This is a genomic window from Spirochaetota bacterium, from assembly GCA_035477215.1.
Lineage (GTDB): Bacteria > Spirochaetota > UBA4802 > UBA4802 > UBA5368 > MVZN01.
Window position 1 is genome coordinate 1 of record DATIKU010000055.1, and the last position, 21,964, is coordinate 21,964.

16 protein-coding genes are annotated in these 21,964 nt (G+C 56.2%); 12 read left to right on the forward strand and 4 right to left on the reverse strand.

The window, feature by feature from the left end:
• The first annotated feature begins 152 nt into the window (after positions 1–152).
• The 10 genes from infB to VLM75_13905 all read left to right on the forward strand — a co-directional run bounded on the left by infB (position 153) and on the right by VLM75_13905 (position 12,294).
• Entirely contained in the window at positions 153–2,705 is a 2,553-nt protein-coding gene (infB, locus tag VLM75_13860; GenBank protein ID HSV98001.1) for a translation initiation factor IF-2, read from the forward strand.
• A gap of 3 nt (positions 2,706–2,708) precedes the next feature.
• On the forward strand, positions 2,709–3,119 hold the full coding sequence (gene rbfA / locus VLM75_13865; GenBank protein ID HSV98002.1) for a 30S ribosome-binding factor RbfA: 411 nt from the start codon (positions 2,709–2,711) through the stop codon (positions 3,117–3,119).
• Between the two features lie 2 nt (positions 3,120–3,121).
• The gene (gene truB, locus VLM75_13870) at positions 3,122–4,039 is read left to right on the forward strand and encodes a tRNA pseudouridine(55) synthase TruB (GenBank protein ID HSV98003.1); all 918 of its coding nucleotides are present in this window, start codon (positions 3,122–3,124) and stop codon (positions 4,037–4,039) included.
• Between the two features lie 90 nt (positions 4,040–4,129).
• Positions 4,130–4,387: a 30S ribosomal protein S15 gene (gene rpsO, locus VLM75_13875; protein ID HSV98004.1), complete on the forward strand. Its 258-nt coding sequence runs from the start codon at positions 4,130–4,132 to the stop codon at positions 4,385–4,387.
• An 84-nt stretch (positions 4,388–4,471) separates the two neighbouring features.
• Positions 4,472–6,550, forward strand: a complete 2,079-nt coding sequence (gene pnp / locus VLM75_13880; GenBank protein ID HSV98005.1) for a polyribonucleotide nucleotidyltransferase — start codon at positions 4,472–4,474, stop codon at positions 6,548–6,550.
• A gap of 42 nt (positions 6,551–6,592) precedes the next feature.
• The gene (locus tag VLM75_13885; protein HSV98006.1) at positions 6,593–7,864 is read left to right on the forward strand and encodes a pitrilysin family protein; all 1,272 of its coding nucleotides are present in this window, start codon (positions 6,593–6,595) and stop codon (positions 7,862–7,864) included.
• 121 nt (positions 7,865–7,985) lie between these two features.
• Complete coding sequence (locus VLM75_13890) at positions 7,986–8,399, forward strand: polymer-forming cytoskeletal protein (protein HSV98007.1); 414 nt, start codon at positions 7,986–7,988, stop codon at positions 8,397–8,399.
• A gap of 34 nt (positions 8,400–8,433) precedes the next feature.
• On the forward strand, positions 8,434–9,453 hold the full coding sequence (locus tag VLM75_13895; GenBank protein ID HSV98008.1) for a M23 family metallopeptidase: 1,020 nt from the start codon (positions 8,434–8,436) through the stop codon (positions 9,451–9,453).
• Positions 9,454–9,544: 91 nt separating this feature from the next.
• Complete coding sequence (gene glyS / locus VLM75_13900) at positions 9,545–11,620, forward strand: glycine--tRNA ligase subunit beta (protein ID HSV98009.1); 2,076 nt, start codon at positions 9,545–9,547, stop codon at positions 11,618–11,620.
• 8 nt (positions 11,621–11,628) lie between these two features.
• The gene (locus VLM75_13905; GenBank protein ID HSV98010.1) at positions 11,629–12,294 is read left to right on the forward strand and encodes an MBL fold metallo-hydrolase; all 666 of its coding nucleotides are present in this window, start codon (positions 11,629–11,631) and stop codon (positions 12,292–12,294) included.
• Positions 12,295–12,303: 9 nt separating this feature from the next.
• On the opposite strand, the gene VLM75_13910 is transcribed toward VLM75_13905, so the two are convergent.
• The gene (locus tag VLM75_13910; protein HSV98011.1) at positions 12,304–13,656 is read right to left on the reverse strand and encodes a C69 family dipeptidase; all 1,353 of its coding nucleotides are present in this window, start codon (positions 13,654–13,656) and stop codon (positions 12,304–12,306) included.
• Positions 13,657–13,957: 301 nt separating this feature from the next.
• Here VLM75_13910 and VLM75_13915 point away from each other — a divergent pair, with 301 nt between their 5' ends.
• Positions 13,958–14,593: an acyltransferase gene (locus VLM75_13915; protein ID HSV98012.1), complete on the forward strand. Its 636-nt coding sequence runs from the start codon at positions 13,958–13,960 to the stop codon at positions 14,591–14,593.
• On the forward strand, positions 14,590–15,810 hold the full coding sequence (locus VLM75_13920; GenBank protein HSV98013.1) for a glycosyltransferase family 4 protein: 1,221 nt from the start codon (positions 14,590–14,592) through the stop codon (positions 15,808–15,810). The genes VLM75_13915 and VLM75_13920 overlap by 4 nt, the downstream gene beginning before the upstream one ends.
• 5 nt (positions 15,811–15,815) lie before the next feature.
• Here VLM75_13920 and VLM75_13925 read toward each other — a convergent pair whose 3' ends face one another.
• The 3 genes from VLM75_13925 to VLM75_13935 all read right to left on the reverse strand — a co-directional run bounded on the left by VLM75_13925 (position 15,816) and on the right by VLM75_13935 (position 21,873).
• The gene (locus tag VLM75_13925) at positions 15,816–16,640 is read right to left on the reverse strand and encodes a hypothetical protein (protein ID HSV98014.1); all 825 of its coding nucleotides are present in this window, start codon (positions 16,638–16,640) and stop codon (positions 15,816–15,818) included.
• A 12-nt stretch (positions 16,641–16,652) separates the two neighbouring features.
• Positions 16,653–18,521 (reverse strand): tetratricopeptide repeat protein, encoded by a 1,869-nt coding sequence (locus VLM75_13930; protein ID HSV98015.1) that lies wholly within the window; start codon positions 18,519–18,521, stop codon positions 16,653–16,655.
• Between the two features lie 136 nt (positions 18,522–18,657).
• The gene (locus VLM75_13935) at positions 18,658–21,873 is read right to left on the reverse strand and encodes an efflux RND transporter permease subunit (protein HSV98016.1); all 3,216 of its coding nucleotides are present in this window, start codon (positions 21,871–21,873) and stop codon (positions 18,658–18,660) included.
• Between the last annotated feature and the right edge of the window lie 91 nt (positions 21,874–21,964).

Below are 21,964 nucleotides of genomic sequence, written 5' to 3' on the forward strand. Positions count from 1 at the left end.
GAACGGCAGGAAGAAGCGGGTGAAGCGGAGACGGCGGAGGCCGTTGACGAAGCGGATGCGGAGAAATAATGGTGCGAGAATGTGCGACCAGACCGTGAAAATGAACGGGACCGCGTTCTTCCGAAAATTCAATAGGTAGAAGCAAGGTGCAAATGAAAGCAATTGATATTGCAACCACAAATCATGTAACAGAAGAAGATATTCTTACTATTTGTAAAGACCTGGGAATAAGCTGTGCCGGGATGGATGCCGAGTTCTCCGAAAGGGACGTTTTCCTGGTGCAGAAAAAAATAGAAGTGATCAAGGAGCAGAGGGCGAAGGCTGCAAGGGAGCTTCTGGAGCGGAAGAACGAACGCAGCGAAAGACCGGGCGCGAAGATCAAACTGAAGCGCAAGGTGACCGTTTCGAAGGAACTCATCAAGGAGAAGCAGGAGAAGGACGAGGAAGCCGCGGCGGCCCCCCCTGCGGTCACGGAGCGGAAAGAAGAAGCCCCGAAAGCCGCTTCCACGCCTCCGCGCGAGGAAAGGCGCGCTCCGGCCGCGGGCAGACCCGCCGCTGGACGCTCAGATCAGCGGCCCGATTCGCGGCCCGCGCCGAGGAGCGATGCCGCCCGCAGGCCCGGCCCAGGCGCACCGGGGGCAAGGCCCTTTGGCGATCGCAGGCCCGGCCCAGGCGCACCGGGGGCAAGGCCCTTCGCCGCCCGCAGGCCCGGTCCCGGCGCACCGCCGCCCAAAGACGCCGGCGCGGCGGACAAGAAGGACGAGGCCATCTCGGCGAAGGAAAAGGAAAAGAGAAAGAAGGCCAAGGAAAAGGAAAAAGAGAAAGAAGGCAAGAAGAGTCTCTACAAGGACAAGGGCAAGAGGACCTTCGAGAAAAGTATATTTTCGCGAAGAAAGAAGGGCGGCCACCACGCCGGAACGCAGGAGCAGGAGCGCGTGGCGGTATCGCCGAAAAACATTGATATCACCGAGAGTGTATCCGTAGGAGATCTGGCGAAGAAGCTTAACGTAAAGGCGAGCGAGGTAATCTCCCGTCTGATGAAGCTCGGCATGATGGCCACGATAAACCAGGTGATCGACGCGGAAACCGCCGAGATCCTCGCCTCGGAGTTCGGCACGGTTGTGCGGGTGGTCTCTCTCTTCGAGGAGACGGTAATCCGCCAAGAGGAGGAGGACCGGGCCGAAGACCGCTCCAGGCGCCCGCCGATCGTTACCGTTATGGGTCATGTCGACCATGGGAAGACCAAACTCCTCGACGCCATCAGGAAGACCAATGTCGTCGACGGGGAGTACGGCGGGATCACCCAGCACATAGGTGCCTATACCGTCAAGGTGCGCGATCAGTTCGTCACCTTCCTCGACACCCCGGGCCACGAGGCCTTCACCACCATGCGCGCGCGGGGCGCGCGCGTTACGGACATCGTTATCCTGGTCGTCGCTGCCAATGACGGTGTGATGCCGCAGACGGTGGAAGCGATCAACCACGCAAAAGCAGCGCACGTTCCCATAATCGTGGCGATCAACAAGATCGATATTCCCGAAACGAACATCACGCGCATACGGCAGGACCTTTCGAATTACGACCTTGCGCCCGAGGAATGGGGGGGCACCACCCTTTATGCCGAAGTCAGCGCCAAGCAGATGATCAATATAGAGGAGCTCCTCGACCTGATTCTCATCCAGGCTGAAATGCTCGAGCTCGACGCCAATCCGGCGCTTTTAAGCCGCGGCGTGGTGATCGAATCGCGCCTCGACCCCGGACGGGGGCCGGTCGCGACCGCACTGGTACAGAACGGCACACTGCATGTGGGGGATCCCTTCGTTGTGGGAATCTATTCCGGCAAGGTGAGGGCGATGTTCAACGACCAGGGCCAGCCGGTGCAGGAGGCCGGCCCCTCCACACCGGTCGAGTTGGTGGGTCTTTCCGGTGTCCCCTCGGCTGGCGACCCGTTCCAGGTGGTCGAATCCGAGAAATATTCCAAACAGATATCGCAGAAGCGCATCGACCTCAGGCGGCTTGAGACCGCGAAAAAGGTCCGTAAGGTGACGCTGGAAGATCTTAACGAGATGATTCGCGAAGGCGAGGTGCAGGAGCTTCGCGTCGTTATAAAGGCCGACGTAGACGGTTCCGTTCAGGCGCTCAAGGAATCGCTGGAAAAGCTCTCCACCGGGGATGTGAGGGTCAAGGTGATCCACGCGGGGACCGGCGGCATCAACGAGTCGGACGTTATGCTTGCGTCCGCGTCAAACGCCATCATTATCGGCTACCACGTTCGGCCTACGGCCAGGGTATCGGAGCTGGCCGAGAAGGAAAGCGTATCCATAAAATTCTTCAACATCATTTTCGAAGTGACCGATTCAATCCGCGCCGCCATGGAGGGAATGCTCTCCCCCGAATACAGGGAAGAGGTCGTTGGAAGCGGCGAGGTGCGACAGATATTCAAAATATCGCGTCTGGGAACCGTCGCCGGCGCCATCGTACTTTCCGGGAAGGTCAACCGAAAAAACAGGGTGCGGATTATCCGCGATGGCGTGGTGGTTTTCGACGGCGAGCTCAAGTCGCTCAAGCGCTTCAAGGACGACGTCTCCGAGGTCGACTCGGGGCAGGAATGCGGTTTCGGCATGGTGAATTACAACGATCTCAAGGAAGGGGACACCTTCGAGGCCTACCGGACGATCGAGATCGCCAAGACGTTAGACGGTTAACCCATGGCAACGCACCGAAGGGAGCGGCTCGAGGAGCTCGTCAAGCGGGTCGTCGCGGATGCGCTGCTTTCCGAGATAAAAGACCCGCGAATCGGCTTTGTTTCGATTGTCCGCGTGAAGCTTGCAAAGGACTACAGCGTGGCCGATATATTCGTCTCGGTGCTCGGCGACGATACGCAGAAGAAAAAATCCATGGCGGGCCTCGAGTCCGCCCGCAACTATATACAGTTCCTCGTCGGCAAGGGAATTCAGCTTCGTTCCACACCGCGACTCGTTTTTCATCTTGACACCTCGGTTGAGGAGGGAGTGCGGCTTGTCGGTGTTATAGAGAAGCTTGACGCGGGCAGCGCCGCGCGCCGCGCTTCGGGGGCCGCCGACACGGACGATGAAAAGGGCGGAGAAAACGGCGGCTGAAAGTGGAGGGTTTCGAGGCGAGGGACGCCGTTCTTCTCCTTGACAAGGAGAAGGGCAGGACTTCCTTTTCGGCGATCGAAGAAGTGCGGAGGCTGTTCGGGGCCGGAAAGGCCGGACATTCCGGAACGATCGACAAGGCGGCGACGGGTCTCCTTGTGGTCTGCACGGGTGCGGTGACGAGGCTCACGCAGTATTTCCTCGAAGGGGACAAGCGGTACACGGGCGTCATTCGCCTGGGCGTTGAAACCGACACCTGCGACGCCGAGGGCGAGGTTACCGCGGTCGGGAGCATCGACGGGATTGATGAGAGCAGGGTACGCGCTATAACAGAGCGTTTCTCCGGTAAAATAAGCCAGATGCCGCCGCTGTATTCAGCCTTGAAAATCAAGGGAAAGAGAGCGTCCGACCTTGTCAGACAGGGGCGGTCGGTTGAACTGGCCGCGCGGAATGTCGTTATAAGAGAGTTGAATATACTCGAAGTGGATATGGGGCGGGGCATGCTGACTGTTGATGTGCTCTGTTCGAAAGGCACCTATATTCGCTCGCTCGCGCGAGATATTGGCGAGTTCCTGGGGACCGGGGCGCATCTTGCGGAGCTTCGGCGCACCGCCTCGGGGCATTTCTCCGTGAGCGATGCGGCGACGATCGGGGAAATGAGAGAATATCTTTCCGGCACGAGGTCCGATCGGCGCTTTCTGCTGACCCCGGAGCAAGCGCTTAAGGATTTCGGGCGGATGGTCGTCAGTGCGACCGCGGTAAAAAGGGTTAGTAATGGAGCATTTTTCGCCAGAGGCGATGTAATGAGCATGGAAGGGGAGTCGCCTTTCATTATACTGGACGGGCATAAAAATTGTATTGCCATTGCGAACGTCGATACTGATAATTGGTCAGTTGTGTACAGGAATGTATTTAGCAGGTAAAAACCCCGGTTAACCCGGACGGAAACACAGCGGCAACACCGGAAAAGCAAACACGATCAATCACATAAGGAATAAGGAGAAAAGCAGCATATGCGTCAGAAGAGCGAGGTCGTCAATCAGTATAAAAGGCATGAGAGCGATACCGGCTCACCGGATGTTCAGATTGCCCTGCTGACGGAAAGGATCAACCACCTGACGGAGCATTTCAAGGTGCATAAAAAGGATTTTCACTCCCGCAGGGGACTTCTGAAACTCGTCGGCCAGCGTCGCAGACTTCTGGATTATCTCAAGAGAATAGATCTCGAGAAGTACCGGAGCCTTATCGAATCGCTCGGCCTGAGAAGATAAGTATTCCTCAACGGTGGACGGCGAACGGCCCGCGCCTGCCGGATTGTGCGATTACGGGCATCAAGGTATTGAAGAGGTAGAATGATGAGTTTTGAATCAGGAGTTGGAATAGGCCGGGATGAGATACGGTTCAGTACGGGAGTTCTCGCGAAACAGGCGGACGGCGCCGTTGTGGTTTCAAGCGGCGAGTCGGTCGTCTTCGCGACCGCAGTCGTTTCGCGGAACGTGACCGAGGGACAGGATTTCTTTCCGCTTACCGTGGATTACAGGGAAAAGTTCTACTCCGCGGGCAAGATCCCGGGGGGGTATATCAAGCGTGAGGGGAGGCCAAGCGACAGGGAGACCCTTACCAGCCGCTTCGCCGACCGGCCGCTAAGGCCACTCTTCCCCGAGGATTTCGTCAACGAGGTGCAGATCATAATTTCTGTGCTCTCCACCGACCAGAAGACGCAGTCGGATGTTCTGGCCATCAACGCGGCTTCCGCCGCGCTTTCAGTTTCGGGGATCCCCTTTAATGGCCCCGCGGGGGCGGTACGTGTCGGCAGGATAAAGGGGGAGTTCATCGTAAATCCCACCTTCGAAGAATCGGGGGCAAGCGATATCGATCTCGTCGTTGCCGGCACCAAAAAGGCCGTCACCATGATAGAAGGCTCGGCGAAAAACGTGAGCGAGGAAGACATGATCAACGCCGTCCTCTTCGCGCACGAACAGATCGCCAGGCTTTGCGACACGCAGGAAGACCTGAAGCGGCAGGTCGCAAAGCCGCAGATGGCGTATACTCCAAGGAAGAGGGACGAAGCGCTCAGGGACGAGATGCGCAAGCGCTTCCACCAGGAGGTGGTCGACCTTGTCAAGTTCAAAGAGAAAAAAGACCGCGAGGACGCGCTCAGAGGCATCGTTGAGCGGGCGGTGGTGGAGCTTAAGGATTCCTTCCCGGATTCGATCGGTCAGGTTGGATCGATAATAGACGATCTCGACTACGAGGTGATGCGCGCGCGTATACTCGATGAGAAGCGGCGTGCGGACGGCAGGGGCCTGACGGAAATCAGGCCCATCGAAAGCATGATTGGCGTGCTGCCAAGGGCGCATGGTTCGGCGGTGTTCACCCGCGGCCAGACGCAGAGCCTCGGAGTAGTGACGCTCGGTACGGAGCGCGACTCCCAAAGGCTTGACGCGATCGAAGGAGAGAGCTTCCGCCGCTTCATGCTGCACTATAATTTCCCGCCCTTTTCGGTGGGAGAGGTCGGCAGATACGGCGGTACAGGGAGGCGCGAAATCGGTCACGGGATGTTAGCCGAGCGATCCCTGCAGTACATACTTCCCGAGGCCGAGCGCTTTCCGTATACCATACGGGTCGTCTCCGAAATACTTGAATCGAACGGCTCATCATCCATGGCGTCCGTCTGTTCCTGTTCGCTTGCGCTCTTCAACGCCGGGGTGCCGGTTAAAGCGGCCGTTGCGGGGATAGCCATGGGCCTCATCCTCGATGGCGATCGGTACGCTATCCTGAGCGACATCATGGGGCTCGAAGACCACCTGGGAGACATGGACTTTAAAGTGTCTGGTACGTCAGAGGGAATCACTGCGTTCCAGCTCGACATCAAGATCGAGGGAATAACGCCACAGATCATGCGCGAGGCGCTTGCGCAGGCGCGCGAGGGAAGGCTTCACATCCTGGGTAAAATGAATGAAGTCATTTCAGAGCCCGCGAAGGATCTATCTCCGAACGCACCGCGGATAATCATGATCAAAATTGACATCGACAAGATCGGCGGCCTGATCGGACCCGGTGGCAAGGTGGTCAAGGCCATCGTGGAAGAGACAGGCGCCGAGATCAATATCGAGGACGATGGAACGGTCACCGTGTCCGCGGTCGACAAGGAATCCATTGACAAGGCGCTGGCCAAGATAAGCGCGATAACCGAGGACGTCGAGATAGGCAGGATTTACAACGGGCGCGTAAAAAAGGTGATGGAGTACGGAGCGTTCGTCGAGATTGCGCCCGGCAGGGAGGGGCTTGTTCACATCTCAAAGCTCGACTTCGAAAAGGTGAATAAAGTAAGCGATATCCTCAAGGAGGGCGACGAAGTGGCGGTCAAGGTTGTAGGCATAGACCGGCAGGGAAGAGTCGACCTTAGCAGAAAGGATGCGCTGAAGCGATAGCGTTCTCGGCCCATGGTTTTTAAATATACACTCGATAACGGAATGATCGTCCTCCTCGAACCCATCGAGGGGGTGGCCTCCGTTTCGGCCGGCCTGTGGGTAAAGACGGGATCGCGAAACGAACAAAACGGCCAGATGGGTTACGCCCATTTTATCGAGCACATGCTCTTCAAGGGGACGTCAAACCATTCCGCGCGGGATATAGCACGCATGGTCGACCGGGTCGGCGGACAGCACAACGCCGCGACCAACCGGGAATATACCTGCTACTACATCAATGTCATCTCCGATTATCTCGAGCTTTCCGTGGATCTTCTCGCGGATATGTACTACCGCTCGCTTTTCGACGCCGACGAAATCTCCAAGGAGAAAAACGTCATCCTTGAGGAGATCAGGATGTACGAGGACACTCCGGACGAGTTGATCCACGATGTGTTTATGGAGTGCATGCTTTCGGACCATCCGCTGGGGCACCCGATCCTCGGAACTCTCGACAGTATAGACGGTATCGACCGAAACCGGCTCCTCGATTTCTTCGCCGGCAACTACTCCACGGAAAACTGCATTTTCGCGGTTGCGGGTAATTTCAACGTGGACGAAACGAAACGGCTTATCGAGCGGGCTTTTTCACCGTCCCTGCTCGCGGCGAACGCGGCGGCCGGCGACGGAAACGCTCTTCCCAGGCGGATATTCAGACGGCATATAACGCGCGACCTCGAGCAGATTCATTTCTGCCTGGGGACGGAAGGACTTGGCCGGAACGATGAAAACCGCTGGACGCTTTTTTCATTGAGCACCATATTGGGCGGCAGCATGTCGTCGAGACTTTTCCAGAACATCCGCGAGAGGGAGGGGCTCTGTTACGCGATTTATTCCTTTCATTCGGCGTATCGTGACAACGGCGTCTTCGGCGTTTACTGTGGGACCTCCCCCGACAATTATGCCCGGGCTCTCGGACTTATCGTGAAGGAGTGTGAATCGCTGCTGGATTATGGGGTTACCGACGAGGAGCTGTGCGACGCCAAAACCTTCATGAAGGGCAACCTGGCCTTGAGCATGGAGAGCACCGAGGTGCGCATGGGCCATCTCGCCAAGAACGAGATGATTTACGGCAGGCATTTCAGTTTCGATGAAATGATTGAAAAGATAGAAGCCATTTCCATGGACGATTTCAGCAGGGTGATTGATACCGTATTCAGAGGGAAGCAGCTTACCCTGGTTTCGATCGGCCGAATCCCCGGGAACACGGGCCCCGCCACGGCCGATCCCATCCTGCTTAACGGCGGCGAACGGCTTCGATACGAATTGCGGTAAAAACTTCTTGAAAATAAACGGAGCTTACCGGCATCATTAACGGATTTCGCCGGGGCGGGAGGCTTTCGCCTCTTCAGATCCGCTTCCGGTTGGGCGATAATTTTCATAGAGGAGACTCGGAATGGCAGGTAAGGGCGATGCTGTGAACAGCACGATCGGCGAAGGATCGATATTCGAGGGTAAGTTCTATATCAGCGGGTCGCTCCGGATAGACGGCAAGTTCGAGGGCGAGATCAAGACCGATGAAGAGCTGGTGGTGGGCGAAACCGGCAAGGTCAAGACGAACATCGACGCCAAGTCGGTCGTGGTGGCGGGAACAGTTATAGGGAATATAAAGGCCGACGAAGAAGTCAAGCTCCTCGAAACGGGAAGGGTGCTCGGAGATATCGTTGCGCCGGCGATCGTGATACAGCGCGGAGTGATCGTGCAGGGTCATGTTACGATTACCGCCGGCCAGCGGAAGGACGTAAAGAAGCTGATCGAAGAATCGTTCAGCAGCGGATCGGACAAGCAGTCCGAGAAGTCGTCCAGGTAGCGGATCGTTCAACTGGAGACGTTGCCGCGAATCCATGGCAATGAAAAGGTTTCGATCAAGAACATTCAGGCTGGGCTCTTACACGGTCACCACAACAATCGATAAAATTATTGTATTGAATGTGGGCGGAGGCCGGGTCCGGTCGTATATAGTTAAAAAGAACCCGTTTTCGGGAATGAAGCGACGTACAATGGCGGCCGTCTGCCTGCCGCTCGCGGCGGTGGTTGTCGTCCTCGTCCTCTCGCATGAACGGCCCGCCGGACGCGAAGGGCTGAGCGACGAGGAAAGGAAGAATATGCTGCTGCTTTCATCCAGTACTGATTTTTCGGTTCCCGTCGAGGAGTCGACCCTTCATATACGCACCCATCGCGTTAAAAGCGGCGAAACCCTCAGCAAGATCGCCCGGGAATACGGCGTGTCGATGGACACAATCTGCGGCAGCAACCGGCTCACTTCCTACGATATGCTGTCGGTCGGGTCCATTCTGAAAATTCCTTCAAGGGACGGCGTGCTTCATTCAATAAAAAAGGGCCAGGATATTCACGCCGTCGCCGCGTATTATCGTGTGCCGGTGGCGAAGATACTGGCCGAGAACCGTATCGGAAATTACGATTTCGTTCAGGAAGGTGCCGCGATCTTCATACCGGATGCCAAGCCGATGGATATGGTGCCTGGTTTTATCTGGCCGACGGTAAGCAGGGCGCTAAGTAGCGGATATGGCTGGAGGCGCGATCCCTTCACCTCCGAGCGCGACTTCCACAAGGGCCTTGATATCCGGGCCAGTTACGAATGGATAAAGGCGACCAAGTACGGAAAGGTCACCTATGCCGGATGGCTCGGCGGATACGGCCTGGCGGTGCTGATCGCTCACCCCGGCGGATACAAGTCGCTCTATGGGCATCTTTCGCGGATAACCGTGCGCGAGGGCCAGTATGTCAGGCAGGGGCAGGTGATCGCGAAGAGCGGGGATACCGGACGCTCGACGGGGCCGCACCTCCACTTCGAACTAATTAAATCGGGCGCCCATCTCAATCCACGCGGACATTTAAAGTAAGGGCCTATCAGTAAAAAGTTCTTGCCTCGCCGGTGGCGCCGCCTGTATCAATGACGAAAGCAATCAACTCTGATCCATCCTGGAGTGCAACATGCTTCAAAACGCAAACTTTCTCTGCGAAATAGGTACCGAGGAAATACCCGCCGCGTACCTGCCGCCCGCGATCGCCTTCATTAAAAAGTTTTTCGGCGAAAGGCTGAAAGACGAGCGCATCGGGTTTGAAGCAATGGTGGTTTATGCCACTCCCAGACGGCTCGCCATACTCGCATCAAACGTCGCCAATGCCCAGAGCGAAGAGGAGGTCGAGTTGAAAGGCCCATCGGTAAAGGCGGCCTATGATACGGAAGGCAAACCGACGAAGGCGCTCAATGGCTTTTTGAAAGGGAACGCAATCGAAGAGGGGCAGGTGATCAGGCGGTCGACCGACAAGGGGGAGTATCTTTTCGCGACAAAGACCCTCGTTTCGAATAAAAGCGGTGAAATACTTCCTGGGATCATTGAGGACATGGTAAAAAACCTTCCTTTCCCGAAGAAGATGAGGTGGAGCGATTTAAAGCTTTCCTTTCCGCGCCCGATCGCGTATTTCTGCGTTTTGTTCAATGATGTCGTGGTGCCGTTCGAGTTGTCAGGCATAGCGTCGTCCAACTTGGTCCGCGGGCACTATATACGATACAACCGAATGGTAGAGGTCAAGAGCATCGCAAGCTACCAGGATCTTTTACGTGAAAACGGCGTCCTTGTCGACCATAATGAGCGGCGGGAACTCATCCGCGATGAACTTGAAAAAACGGCGCGTTCCCTGGGAGGGGATCTGGTCTTCGACGAAGAGCTGCTCGAGACGGTGACCTTCCTCGCCGAAAGCCCGTTCGTACTGGTATGCGATTTCAGGCGCGAGTTCCTTTCCATCCCGGACATTGTGCTCATAACCGAGATGAAGGAGCACCAGAAGTATTTTGCGGTCCGCGGGGCCGACGGCGTTCTCCTGCCGAATTTCCTGGTAGTTTCAAACAACCCGCCTTCGGCATATGTAAAAGTCGGAAACGAGCGGGTGATAACCGCGCGCTTCAACGACGCCCGGTTCTTTTTCGACGAGGACCGGAAATCGAAGCTGGCCGACAAGGTCGACTCGCTGAAAAGCGTGCTCTTCCACAAGGACCTCGGCAGCATTTACGATAAGGTGGAGCGCATGCGCTTCATCTCGGCACACCTGGCCGTCGTCCTCGGGCTGGACGCCAAAACGGCCGAAAGAACAGACCGCGCGGCGTATCTCTGCAAGGCCGATCTCAACACGGCGATGGTCTTCGAGTTTACGTCGCTCCAGGGGAAGATGGGGCGGGTCTACGCGTTGCTCGACGGCGAGGAACAGGAGGTGGCCGATGCGATCGAGGATCATTACCGGCCGCGCTCCCAGGACGACCCGATGCCCAGGGGAGTGGTGAGCAGGGTGCTGTCGCTCGCCGAAAAGCTGGACAACATCCTGGGCTCGTACTCGGTCGGGAACATCCCCAAGGGCTCGCAGGATCCATACGCGCTACGCAGACAGGCCGGGGCCATAGTGGAAATGATGGTGGACGGAGCGATGTCGATCGATATGCGGGCCCTGCTCGAACACTGCGCTTCGAAATACCGCAACGGGGCCGGACTGGTCAAACCCATCCTCGCGTTCATCGGCGCCCGCGCGAACACGCTTTTCGCGGAGCGCGGTTTCCGCTATGACGAAATCGACGCGTGTCTCTCGATCGACTATCACAACTACCTGGAGCAGTTCCGCCGCGCTCACAGCCTGCACGAATTCAGGGGCAGGGAGGGCTTTTCCGAAATGCTTCTTTCGTTCAAGAGAATGAACAACATCGTCGCGGCATTCAGACAGAAGCAGCCCGACTACCGGCTTGCCTTCGACCCCTCGCTTGTAGGAGAGGAGGCCGAGCGGGGGCTCTTCGAGTTTTTCAATTCGCGCAGAGATACGATAAACGAGCTTATCCGCTCGGACAGTTACCGTGAACTGTTCGGGCTTCTCATCGAAGGCAAGGGCGTAATAGACATCTTTTTTGACAAGGTAATGGTGATGTCCGACGACACACGGGTCCGGGACAATCGCCTGGCACTTCTCGAAGCGATCCTGGAGCCGTTCAGGGGTCTCCTCGATTTTACCAAGATCTCGGAATAGGAGGGGCGATGAAACTCTGCGATGGCGTGTACGCCTACATCTGGAGAGGCGTCTTCGAGAACAACTGCAACATGTACTACTTCGGCGAACCGCTCAACCTGCTGTTCGACCCGGGCCTTGCGCGTCACCTCGATCTGAGATTTGAGAATATGCGCTCCGATGGATTGAAGCCCGAGGAAATTAAAAGCGTAATCGCGACGCACTCGCATCCGGACCACTTCGAGGGATGCGCTCATTTTATGAACGGGAAAGCCCCGGTCGGCATGCACAGGGATGAGATAGCCTTTCTGAACGATGTGGGGCCGCAGTTCTTCCAGATGATGGGAATGAAGTTTCCGACTTTCTCGTTCGGCATGGAGCTTGAAGAGGGGCCGCTTGCCATCAACGGCGTGGAGTTAGAGGTCTTTCTGACGCCGGGGCATTCTCCCGGATCGGTCTGCGTGTACTGGAAGGATAAGAAGACGCTCGTCTGTGGCGACCTCATATTCAGGGAGAGCGTCGGGCGCACCGATTTCCCCGGCGGTGATTCGGCGAAGCTCCGGGAGAGTGTAGAGCGCATGGCCGGGCTGGACATAGAATTTCTGCTGCCCGGCCACATGGACTATGTAAGCGGCGGGATCCAGGTAAAGAAGAACTTCGACGTTATACGGCGCTATATTTTCCCCATGCTGTAGGCGCGCCCGTCAGGACCGTTCGGGCATGCGGGCGTCGCGGGTGCGCCGGCCCCAGAAAAAACGGTACCGGAACGGGATACCTTTCGTGGCCGGCGCCGTTTCGAGCAGGGGCAGCCACCCGGCTGACTCCTTTTCCCCCATTGAAAAGCATTCTCCGCTGAACGACGTAAGTTTGGGCTTCGCAGTGCCGGGCGATTTTTTAAACGAGCGGTACAGTTTCTCCTCTCGCTCGATAAAGCCGCGCTCCAGCTCGTCGCGCTTCGGCGCGATTTGCTCTTTCCAGAAAGGATACCTGGTCAATGCCTGTCGGTGCAGTATCTCGTGGCGCCACCAGAATATATCACTTGAGAAATGCTCCGGCGCTTCGGCGTTGAGGAAATCGATCGTTCCATGGCCCAGGTAAAACGGCTTGAATATTCCGGTGCAGGTTCCGGAGCTTCCCGTGGCCCAGTGTACGGGGAGGTCGGCTCTGAGGTGCGAGACGAGCGCAGAGGTGGACTGGCTGGCGCGCAGGGGCCCGAACGACGCGTGCATGCAGACTGTGCCCATGTCGGTGGCGTGCGGCTGAACGGACCGCGAATCGCCGCCGTGGTCGCGCAGAAGTGCCATCATGGTGGAGGGGGTAATTTTGCCCTCGTGCCTTCGCAGCAACTCCATGGTCCGCGATTGACGCACGCGGCATTTGCTGAAATGGGTGATGATGGTGTCGGAAAAGGCGCGACGGAAGCCGAAGGCTGCGCCACGCCTGATGTATCCCTTCCTAAGCGCGTAATCCTCCGCGCCAGTGGAGAGCATGTCGTATTCCTCGTCGATGGTGAGGCCGTTGGATATGCTCCGGACGCCGCGAACCCTGAGCGCAGCCCAGTGCCTGCCGGCCGTCTCGAGGACCCATGCATCTTTTTTGTCGGCGATGATAAACGAGTTGTGATAGTACAGTTTGCCCGTATATCCGCAGTTGCCGCCCTGCCCGTAGCGCGCGATGAGCTCAGTGATGAGTGCCAGCGCGTCCTCTGCCTTCGAGGTCCTTTCGAGCGCAAGGCGCAGCAGGTCCATGCCGGTAAGCCCGGTTTTGGCGTAGGGCTCTTTGGTGAAGACCGCTTCGTTTCCGATGCACAGGCCCGCCGCGTTCGCCCCCATCTCGCATCCCCACATCCATGCCGGGCGCGACAGGAGCACCTCCGCCGTTCGGCTGGCCTGGGGAATTTTCAAAAAGGTGCATTGAAGCTCGCCCGGATTTGCGAAGGAGCGAGCCGTCAAATGATGAAGTAGCTGGACCTCATTGGGCTCGCGGTCGCTGTTTTTGGCGAGGATGACGCTGCCGTCGATGGTCGCTTCGGCGGTGGCTACAACGGTATCACACATGGGCTTTTCTCCGAACGTTGAATAATCCGATAGGTCGAATAATACGTCCTCGGCGTATTATTTTCAAGAAAAATTGCAGGGACGGCAATTGTCGATATCGCGCCGAATGCAAACAATGACGGGTTTTGAATCGTGAAATAAACGGCCGCAGCATCATGTATTTTCTGAAACTTCTCCGATACGCTCGTCCAACCTGTGCCAGCGGGCGCAGTTTAAGCCCTTTGTGTGAAAATAGGGTTGACGCGTCCGGTCCCGCGAATTCTCATTTCCAGATGGTTGGAAGGAGCGGTGCCGCCGCCGAATGGAAGATTATCTCAAATCCTCATGGTTTATCAGGGCCATCTTCATGGTCCGGACCTTCGTCCGCTATCACCTGTTTTTTAAAAAGAAGTTCGCCCGGATGGCCGGCAATCCGTACGTGTGGGGAATCTGGAACATTGAAGTCTTCGGACCCAATATCAGTATCGGCAGGAACGTGGTGATGATCGGGGCGGAGTCGGCGCGTACACGACTCACCACGGTCAAGCTGGGTGGCTACGAGGGAGCTATCGAGATCGGCGACAACGTACTGGTGATGGCCGGAGTGCGCGTATCGAGCGCATCCAGGATAGAAATAGGGGATGATTGCATGCTCGCCAATTACTGTTATCTTACCGACGCCGACTGGCACGGCATCCACGATCGCACCAAGATCGTTGGAAAGACCGCGCCGATCGTTCTCGAGAAGGGCGTGTGGATAGGCGATTCGGCCATCGTCTGCAAGGGCGTGCGAATAGGCGAAAACTCGATCGTCGGCGCCGGATCGGTTGTCAGAGAGAACATTCCGGCGAACGTGGTGGTGGCCGGCAACCCGGCGCGGATACTGCGAAAACTCGACCCGGACAGAGTCGTGACCATGGGCGCTTTGTATGAGAAGATGGGAGGGCCGCCGGTTTGAAAATATGCATGCTGTGTTACAGGGGCAACCCCTATAGCGGTGGACAGGGCATCTATCTGAAGTACGTCGCCGAGGAGCTGGTTCGCCAGGGCCACGAGGTGCATGCCATAGTCGGGCCGCCCTATCCGGCCCTTATGAATGGCGTGAAAGTGCATTACATTCACAATAACGAATATTATGTCAGGAAGGGGCGAAACATCCTCAAAGCAGGCGCGCCCTTCGATATCCTTCGCCCGCTCAACTCGTACGAATACCTCAGCACCAGGCTCGGAGCCTTTTCCGAAATCAGCGCCTTCAGCTTCAGGGCGTTTCTGAAAATACGCGAACTGCAAAAAGAAACGCGCTTCGATGTCATACACGATAATCAGTGCGTCGGCTATGGTCTGCTGCTCATGCAAAGCTTCGGCATTCCGGTGGTGGCGACAATCCACCACCCGCTTTCGGTGGATCTGGAAAACGTGATTGAACGGGCGTCGTCCTTTGCAAACAAGATGAAGGGGGTGATGTTCTACCCCGTCCTGATGCAGCAGATCGTCTCGAAACGGCTGGACCATATAATAACGGTCTCCGAGGACTCAAAGCGCCGCATACACGCCGATTTCGGAGTTCCCCTGGACAGCCAGACGGTGGTGTATAACGGGCTCGACGATTCGATATTCCGACCGCGTCCAGGGGTGGCGAAGAAAAAGGGGAAGATTGTATTCGTGGGGAACGTCGAGGACGGCAAAAAGGGATTCGTTTATCTTCTCAGGGCGCTGACCATGATAAAAAGCGATGTGCGGCTTACGGTGGTTGACGGAGGCTCGCCGCACCGAAAGGTGACGGACGCGTTGATCGACAGGCTGGGACTTGCGGGGAGGATAGAGTTTACCGGGAAGGCGGACACTGACGAGCTCGTGAGGCATTACTGCGAGTCCGAGATGGCGGTTGTGCCGTCGGTATACGAGGGGTTCGGGTTTCCGGCCGCGGAGGCCATGGCGTGCTGCGTTCCGGTCATAGCGAGCGACGGGGGAGCGCTTCCCGAAGTGGTTGGGGACGCGGGGGTCATCGTTCCGGCGCGCGACGAGCGGGCACTTGCCGGGGCGATAGACGCACTCTATGCGGATAAAAAAAGCATGAAGGCTCTCGCCGCCAAGGGGAGAGCCAGGGTGCTCCGGGAGTTCAACTGGGGGAGCGCAGTTAAAAAAATGGTCGCGGTGTTTCGAGCTTTCGGATAACGGATTTACTGCATGTTCACGATCTTCGTGCCCTTGTTCAGGTTGATTTTAAGCATGGTCGCCGCGTCCATCCTTGCATCGTAGCGTATCTCCGAAAAACTGAAGGACAGTCTGCCGCCGCTTTCGGGGGCAAGCATCCTGATTTTGCGGTAAAAAAGGCCCCCTCTCTCCCGGTGTGGCTTTTCGAGATAGAACTCGGTTTTTTTTCTGTTCGATTTAGCGATAAAGAGTATCTTGTCCGGGAGGTCGCCGCTGAAGCTGATGGTCTGGAAATAGTCCCGGTTTTCAAGCACCAGATAGCTCCGAGTACTGTCGTTCTCCGCGACGAGTCCCTGTTTGATTGAATGCCCGTCGAGAATGGGGATATGGCCGGCGGCAAACGGATATATAAGTCCGAAGTCGATGTCGATCGCCGCGTAGTTTTTCAGGTTTATCGTCTCCATACTATCGAGATACAGCGTTTTTTCGGCGGGGAAATAGAACTTGAGAGTAGCGCCGTCCTGGACAAGAATGGTAAGGGGACTTTTAAAGACGATGTCGAAAAATGTATAGCGCGCCATTCTCGGATTTCTGTTGTACAGGGCTTCGCCGATGGAATTGAATTTGCTCTTGCCGAAGACGCCTTCCACGGTGAACTGAGCGGAATAGGAATCGGGAGCCTTTTTATTGATCTCCTGGACAATGCCAAGCAGGCGGCTGGAGCGTTCGGTGTCGGAAACGGTAACGCGTTTCTGCTGTTCGGCCGGCGCGCTCGCGCACGCGGCCATGGATGCCATGGCGATCATGATGGCGCAGATTGATACCGTGCGCGGATGATTGGCCTTGATCATTTTCGTTCACCTTTATTGAGACCGTGATTTTACTTCTTTCAGTTTTTTTTCTACGGCGGGATCCCTCTTCATCTTCAGGGACTTGTCCCAGTATTCGACCGCCTTCTGGGACTTTCCCATCTCGAGGAAAGTGTCGCCAATATGGTCGTACACGACCGGGTCGGGACTGTTTTCCCGTGCGAGCTGTTTTTCGGCCTCGAGCAGGTGTTTAAGCGCGAGATCGAACTGGCTCTTACGGAAATAGGCCCATCCGAGGGAGTCGAGATAAGCCCCGTTGGATGGTTCGTATTCAAGCGCCTTCATAATGAGTTCGATTGATTCGTCAAGGTTCATGTTGTTATCGGCGTAAAGGTAACCGAGAAAGTTATAGGCGCGCGCGCTTTTCGGATTGTATTTAATGGATTTTTTCAACGCCTCGATGGTGTCCGCCAGCCTGCTCTGTTTCTCGAGCACGGTCGCGAGATAAAAATAATAGGTGTCGTTCTCCTCCTGAAGTTCGATCGCCTTCCTGAAATGACGTTCGGCCACGATAAACTTGTCGCGTTGTGAATCTATGAGCCCTTTGAAGAAGTGGGGTTTGGAGTTTTCCGGATCGAGCGTAATCGCCCTGTCCAGGTATTCGGCGGAGCGTGCGAAATCGTTTTTAAGGCTGTATAAATAACCCATGTGGATGAGTATGTCCGGCGTTGGCTTAAGGTCGTGGCATTTTCGGTAATAGACGAGGGCCAGCGACAGGTCCCCTGTCTCCTCGCAGGTCCGTGCCAGGTAAAAATAAATTTCAGGGATGTCGTCCTTTACCGCGAGCGCGCGAAAAAGATTTTCCTTTGCGAGGTCGTAAAGTTTCGCCTGGAACAGCAGCGCACCGGCCGTAAAATATTCGCTGAGCGCAGCCGTCTTATCCCCGCGGCGCAGGGCGATCCGGGCGAGCGCGATATGGGGCGATATGTATCCAGGGTTCTTTTTTAAAATGTCCCCGAGCGCTTTTCCGGCATCCTGATCGTTTTTCATCAGTTCATTATAGAGCGCTGCACCCAGCGCCCCTTCGACCGTGCGGCTGTTCCTTATTTTTTTCAGGTGAGAGATGGCGCGAAGGTCGCCCTTGAGATAGTAGATGCGGCCCATTACCGCGTTCAGTTTGGCGTTGTCGGGAAACTTTTCGAGGTATAGAAGGGAGTACCTTTGCGCCTCCTCCAGCCGGTGCTGGTCCATGTAAATAAGCGCGAGTACGTATACTGCCGAATTATTGTCGGGATTGATTTCAATGCAGCGCTCGAAGCTTTTTATTGCCCGTTCGGCCTGGTTCTTGGAATAATAGATGTGTCCCAGATAATAGTGCGCATGCTCCTGGTAGTAATCTTCCACGGGCTCGGAGGCGGCAAGCTCGATGATGTTTCGCATATACACCGAGGCCCTGTCCCAATTTTTCATCTGGGTGTAATAGAGGTTGCCCAGGGTGTAATGAATATGGACAAGCTCCGGGCGCTCCTCGACAAGCGCTTCGAGACATGCCGCGGCTTTCTCATAGTTTCTCAAATTGGCGTAAAGATTGAACTTCAGCTCGTAAGGACGAATGTACTGCGGGTTTTTGCCGATCGACCGGTCGGCGTAGTTGACCGCGTTCTCATAGTCGTTGATCCGGTAGTAGCATTCGGCAAGCTGGTAGTAGACTTTATCGAGCTCGGTGTCGTACGCGGCGGCGTCCATGAAATTTTCGATGGCGCGCGGAAAATCCCCTGCGGATTTATAATAGAGTCCTCTGCTGAAATAAGCCCAATCCGCCCGTATCTCCTGCGCCTTGCGGTCCGGCGTTTGTGTTGTTTGCATGGCGGCGCAATGTAAGAAAAAGAGCGCCATCAGGGGCGCGAGGGCGAGTCTTTTCATTGACGGAGGTTCCTTGCGGTCATTTTAATCAAAGATATCGGTCTGGCGGAATAATGTCAAATCTAAATGTCGCACGGCAACGGCAGTGCTCACTACGATGTGGACCCTGAACCGGGAAGGAGGAACTTCCCGGCCTTTATCGTTTCCTGCCCCGCCGCGGCGCGGGTTGTGCGCCTGTGGCGGAGGGTGCGTTGCTTTCGATCTCGAATACCGGGATGGTCGCCTGTGGCGGACCGCCCTCGATTTTACCGAAAAAAAGCCCCCTGATGTCCTCGAAGATGTTATAAAGCACGGGTGTCGCGAAAAGCGTTATGAGCGTGCCGAAGGCCAGTCCCCATGCCATGGCGAGGGCCATGGGCTTGAGGAACGGGTCATTGCCGCCGATCCCGTACGCGGTCGGGAGCAGGCCCAGAACGGTGGTAAGCGAACTGAGCAGAATCGGGCGCAAGCGCTTTGCCCCGGCCTCGATGGAGGCGTCAAAGTGGGACCTCCCGCCCGTGCGGGCGAAATTGATGAAGTCGAGATAGACGATGGAGTTGTTGACGACCACGCCGGCGAGGCCCACTATCCCCATCATTGCGAGGAATGAAAATGGCAGGCCATGGGAAAAGAACACCCAGACCACCGCGAGAAAAGACAGCGGGATGATCCCCATGATGGTAACCGGGTGGACCAGCGATTTGAAGATCGCGACGAGAATTATGTAGATGGCGAGGGCCGCAATCAGGAACGAGCGGTTCAGGTTGGCGAACGACTCCTGGGTGTCCTTGAATTCCCCCGCGTAGTCGATCGTGTAGCCCTGGAAGCGCTCCTCGATATCGGCGAAGTGCTTTATGAGCAGCCTGTTAACACTCACCGAGGTGACGTCCTTGGCCTTTTCGTCAATATCCGCGGTAACGGTGATGGTGCGCCTCCAGTCCTTGCGCGTAATGAACGACACGCCCCTGCTCCGCTCCAGTCGTGCAATTGACTGCAGCGGGATGAGATTGCCCATGCGGTTGGCGATCTTGATTCTTCCTATGCTCGCCGGGTCGTTCCGCAGTGGTTTTGGGAAAATTACCCTGATGTCGATTTCTTCGTCCGTCTTTTTTATTTTGGTCGCGATCGTGCCTTCATAGCATGAACGCACCGTGGAGGCGATATCGAAGACGCTTACGCCGGCAAGTGCCGCGGTCTTGTCGTTTATATGGATTCGTATCTCCTCCTTTCCCTCTTCAAAGTTGTCTTTAATGTCTTTAAGCCCCTTTATCGTCGCCAGATAGGCGCTGTATTCGTCCGCGATTTTTTTCAGTATGTCGAATTCGTTACCTTTGATCGTCACCGAAACCGGCATCCCCGTGGGCGGGCCGTTGCGGACATATTTGAACTCGAGCTTATTAAAGCCCTTCAGGTCGCTGCTTTTTTCGCGCACCCAGTCGATGATGGCGTCGGCCTGACGCTTGCGGTTCTCTTCCGGGGTCAGGTAGACGATGATGATTCCGTACTTCGATCCGCGTTTGGTGAAGGGATCGTTGGGGTCCTCCTGTATTATTCCGGCCCGGGAGGTGAAGCTCTCGAGTTCCTCTTTCGGCAGCTGGGCTATTATCTTCTCGATCGAAGCGAGCTTCTCGCTCATTTCCTCGACACGTGTGCCGGTCGGGGCCTCGGCCTTTACCGTGAAACGCTCGATTCCTCCCGCGGGGAAAAGGATGAATTTGACTTTGAAGGCGGCGAAGATGATAGTGAGGATGAAAAACACGGTGATGATACCGACGAAAAGATACCGCCGGGCGATGACCTTCCTGAGCAGGGATAAGTAACCGCTCCGAAGTCGCCGGAACAACGCCCCGCCCTCCTCCTCGGCGAGCGAGACGACCGACTTGCGTCGCTTCTGCATGTCGTGGATCTGGGGCGGAAGGAAAAATATGGACTCGATCCATGAGGCGACCAGCGCGAGGGAGACAACCGCCGGAAGGATCCAAACGAATTTGCCAATAGTACCGGTCATGAACATGAGCGGCGCGAAGGACGCGATGGTGGTGAGAATGGTGGCGGCGATCGGCATCATCACCTCGGAAGCGCCCTTTGACACCGCGTCGCGGAGGCTCGAGCCCTCCTCGAGGTGGCGGTAGATGTTGTCCGACACCACGATGTTGTTGTCCACGAGCATGCCGAGCGCCATGATGAGCCCGAACATGGACATGAGATTGATGCTGACGCCCGCGTACGCCATCCAGATGAAGGTGAGTAGCATCGAAAAGGGGATGGCAAGCGCCGTGAATATCGAGATTCTCCATCCATATGATAGGATGAGCGAGATGATAACCAGGGCGAAGCCCTGGATGCCGTTGCTGACGAGGACATCAAGGCGGCGCTTGACGAAATACGATAGGTCGTTATTGATGATAAGCTCGTACTCTTTCGGAAGGATCTTTTTAAAGCGATCAACCTCGCGGTTTATGGCATCGACGAGCGTGATGATATCCGCGGACTCCTTTTTTAAGATGGTAAGGGTGACCGAGCGGCGGCCGACGGATTTGTTGATTATCTTCGCCTCTTCGAACGAGTCGCGCACCATCGCGACGTCGCCCACGCGCACCCAGTTGCCCATGTCGTTGGCGCGGATCAGAATGTTCGAAATATCGTGGACGCTGGAGACCTCTCCGATGGTACGCACGAGGATCTCCTCGTTGTGCTCCCACACCAGGCCGCCGGGGAAATTCAGGTTTTTCCTTGCGAGCGCCATTACGATGTCGTTCATGGCGACGTGATACTCGTCGAGCAGGCGGGGATCCACTTCCACGATCATCTCACGGTCGCGGTATCCCATACGGTCGACTCGGGCGGTGCCGCTTATTTCGAGAATCCGGTCCTCAAGTATTTTGGCGAACTTTCTGATCTCGAATTCATCGACGTCGTTTTTGATGTCGTCCTTTTTGATTATCGCGATATCGAGCACCGGCTGCTGCGCAGTGGTGAGCTCGGTGACAAGCGGATCCTTCGCGTCTTCGGGAAGGTCTTGCGTGCGGTCGAGCGCGTTTTTAATGTCGTTGATCGTCTTGTCCTTGTGGGCAAGATCAGGGTCGAGCTTGACCACCACAACGGAACGGGCCTCGAGGGAGTTTGAATGGAGTTCCTCGATGCCGTCAATCTCCCGGAGCTGGTCCTCGACCGGAATGGTGACGTGTTTCTCTACGTCTTCCGCCGTGGCGCCGGGATAAATGGTGCTGATTACCAGGTAGTCGAAATCTATCTTCGGGAAGGCCTCGCGGTTGGCGCTGAACATGTACATGAGACCTGCGATGAATATGCCGGCGGCCAGCACGTTTACGAACAGCGAATTATCGATAAAGAATTCGATGATGCGTTTCATCAGACTACCTTCCGAACTTTTACGGAGAGTTACGCTCGAGTCGGCCGCGGTGGGGATTCAAGCCGTAATAAACCCATCCCCGGAAATGCTC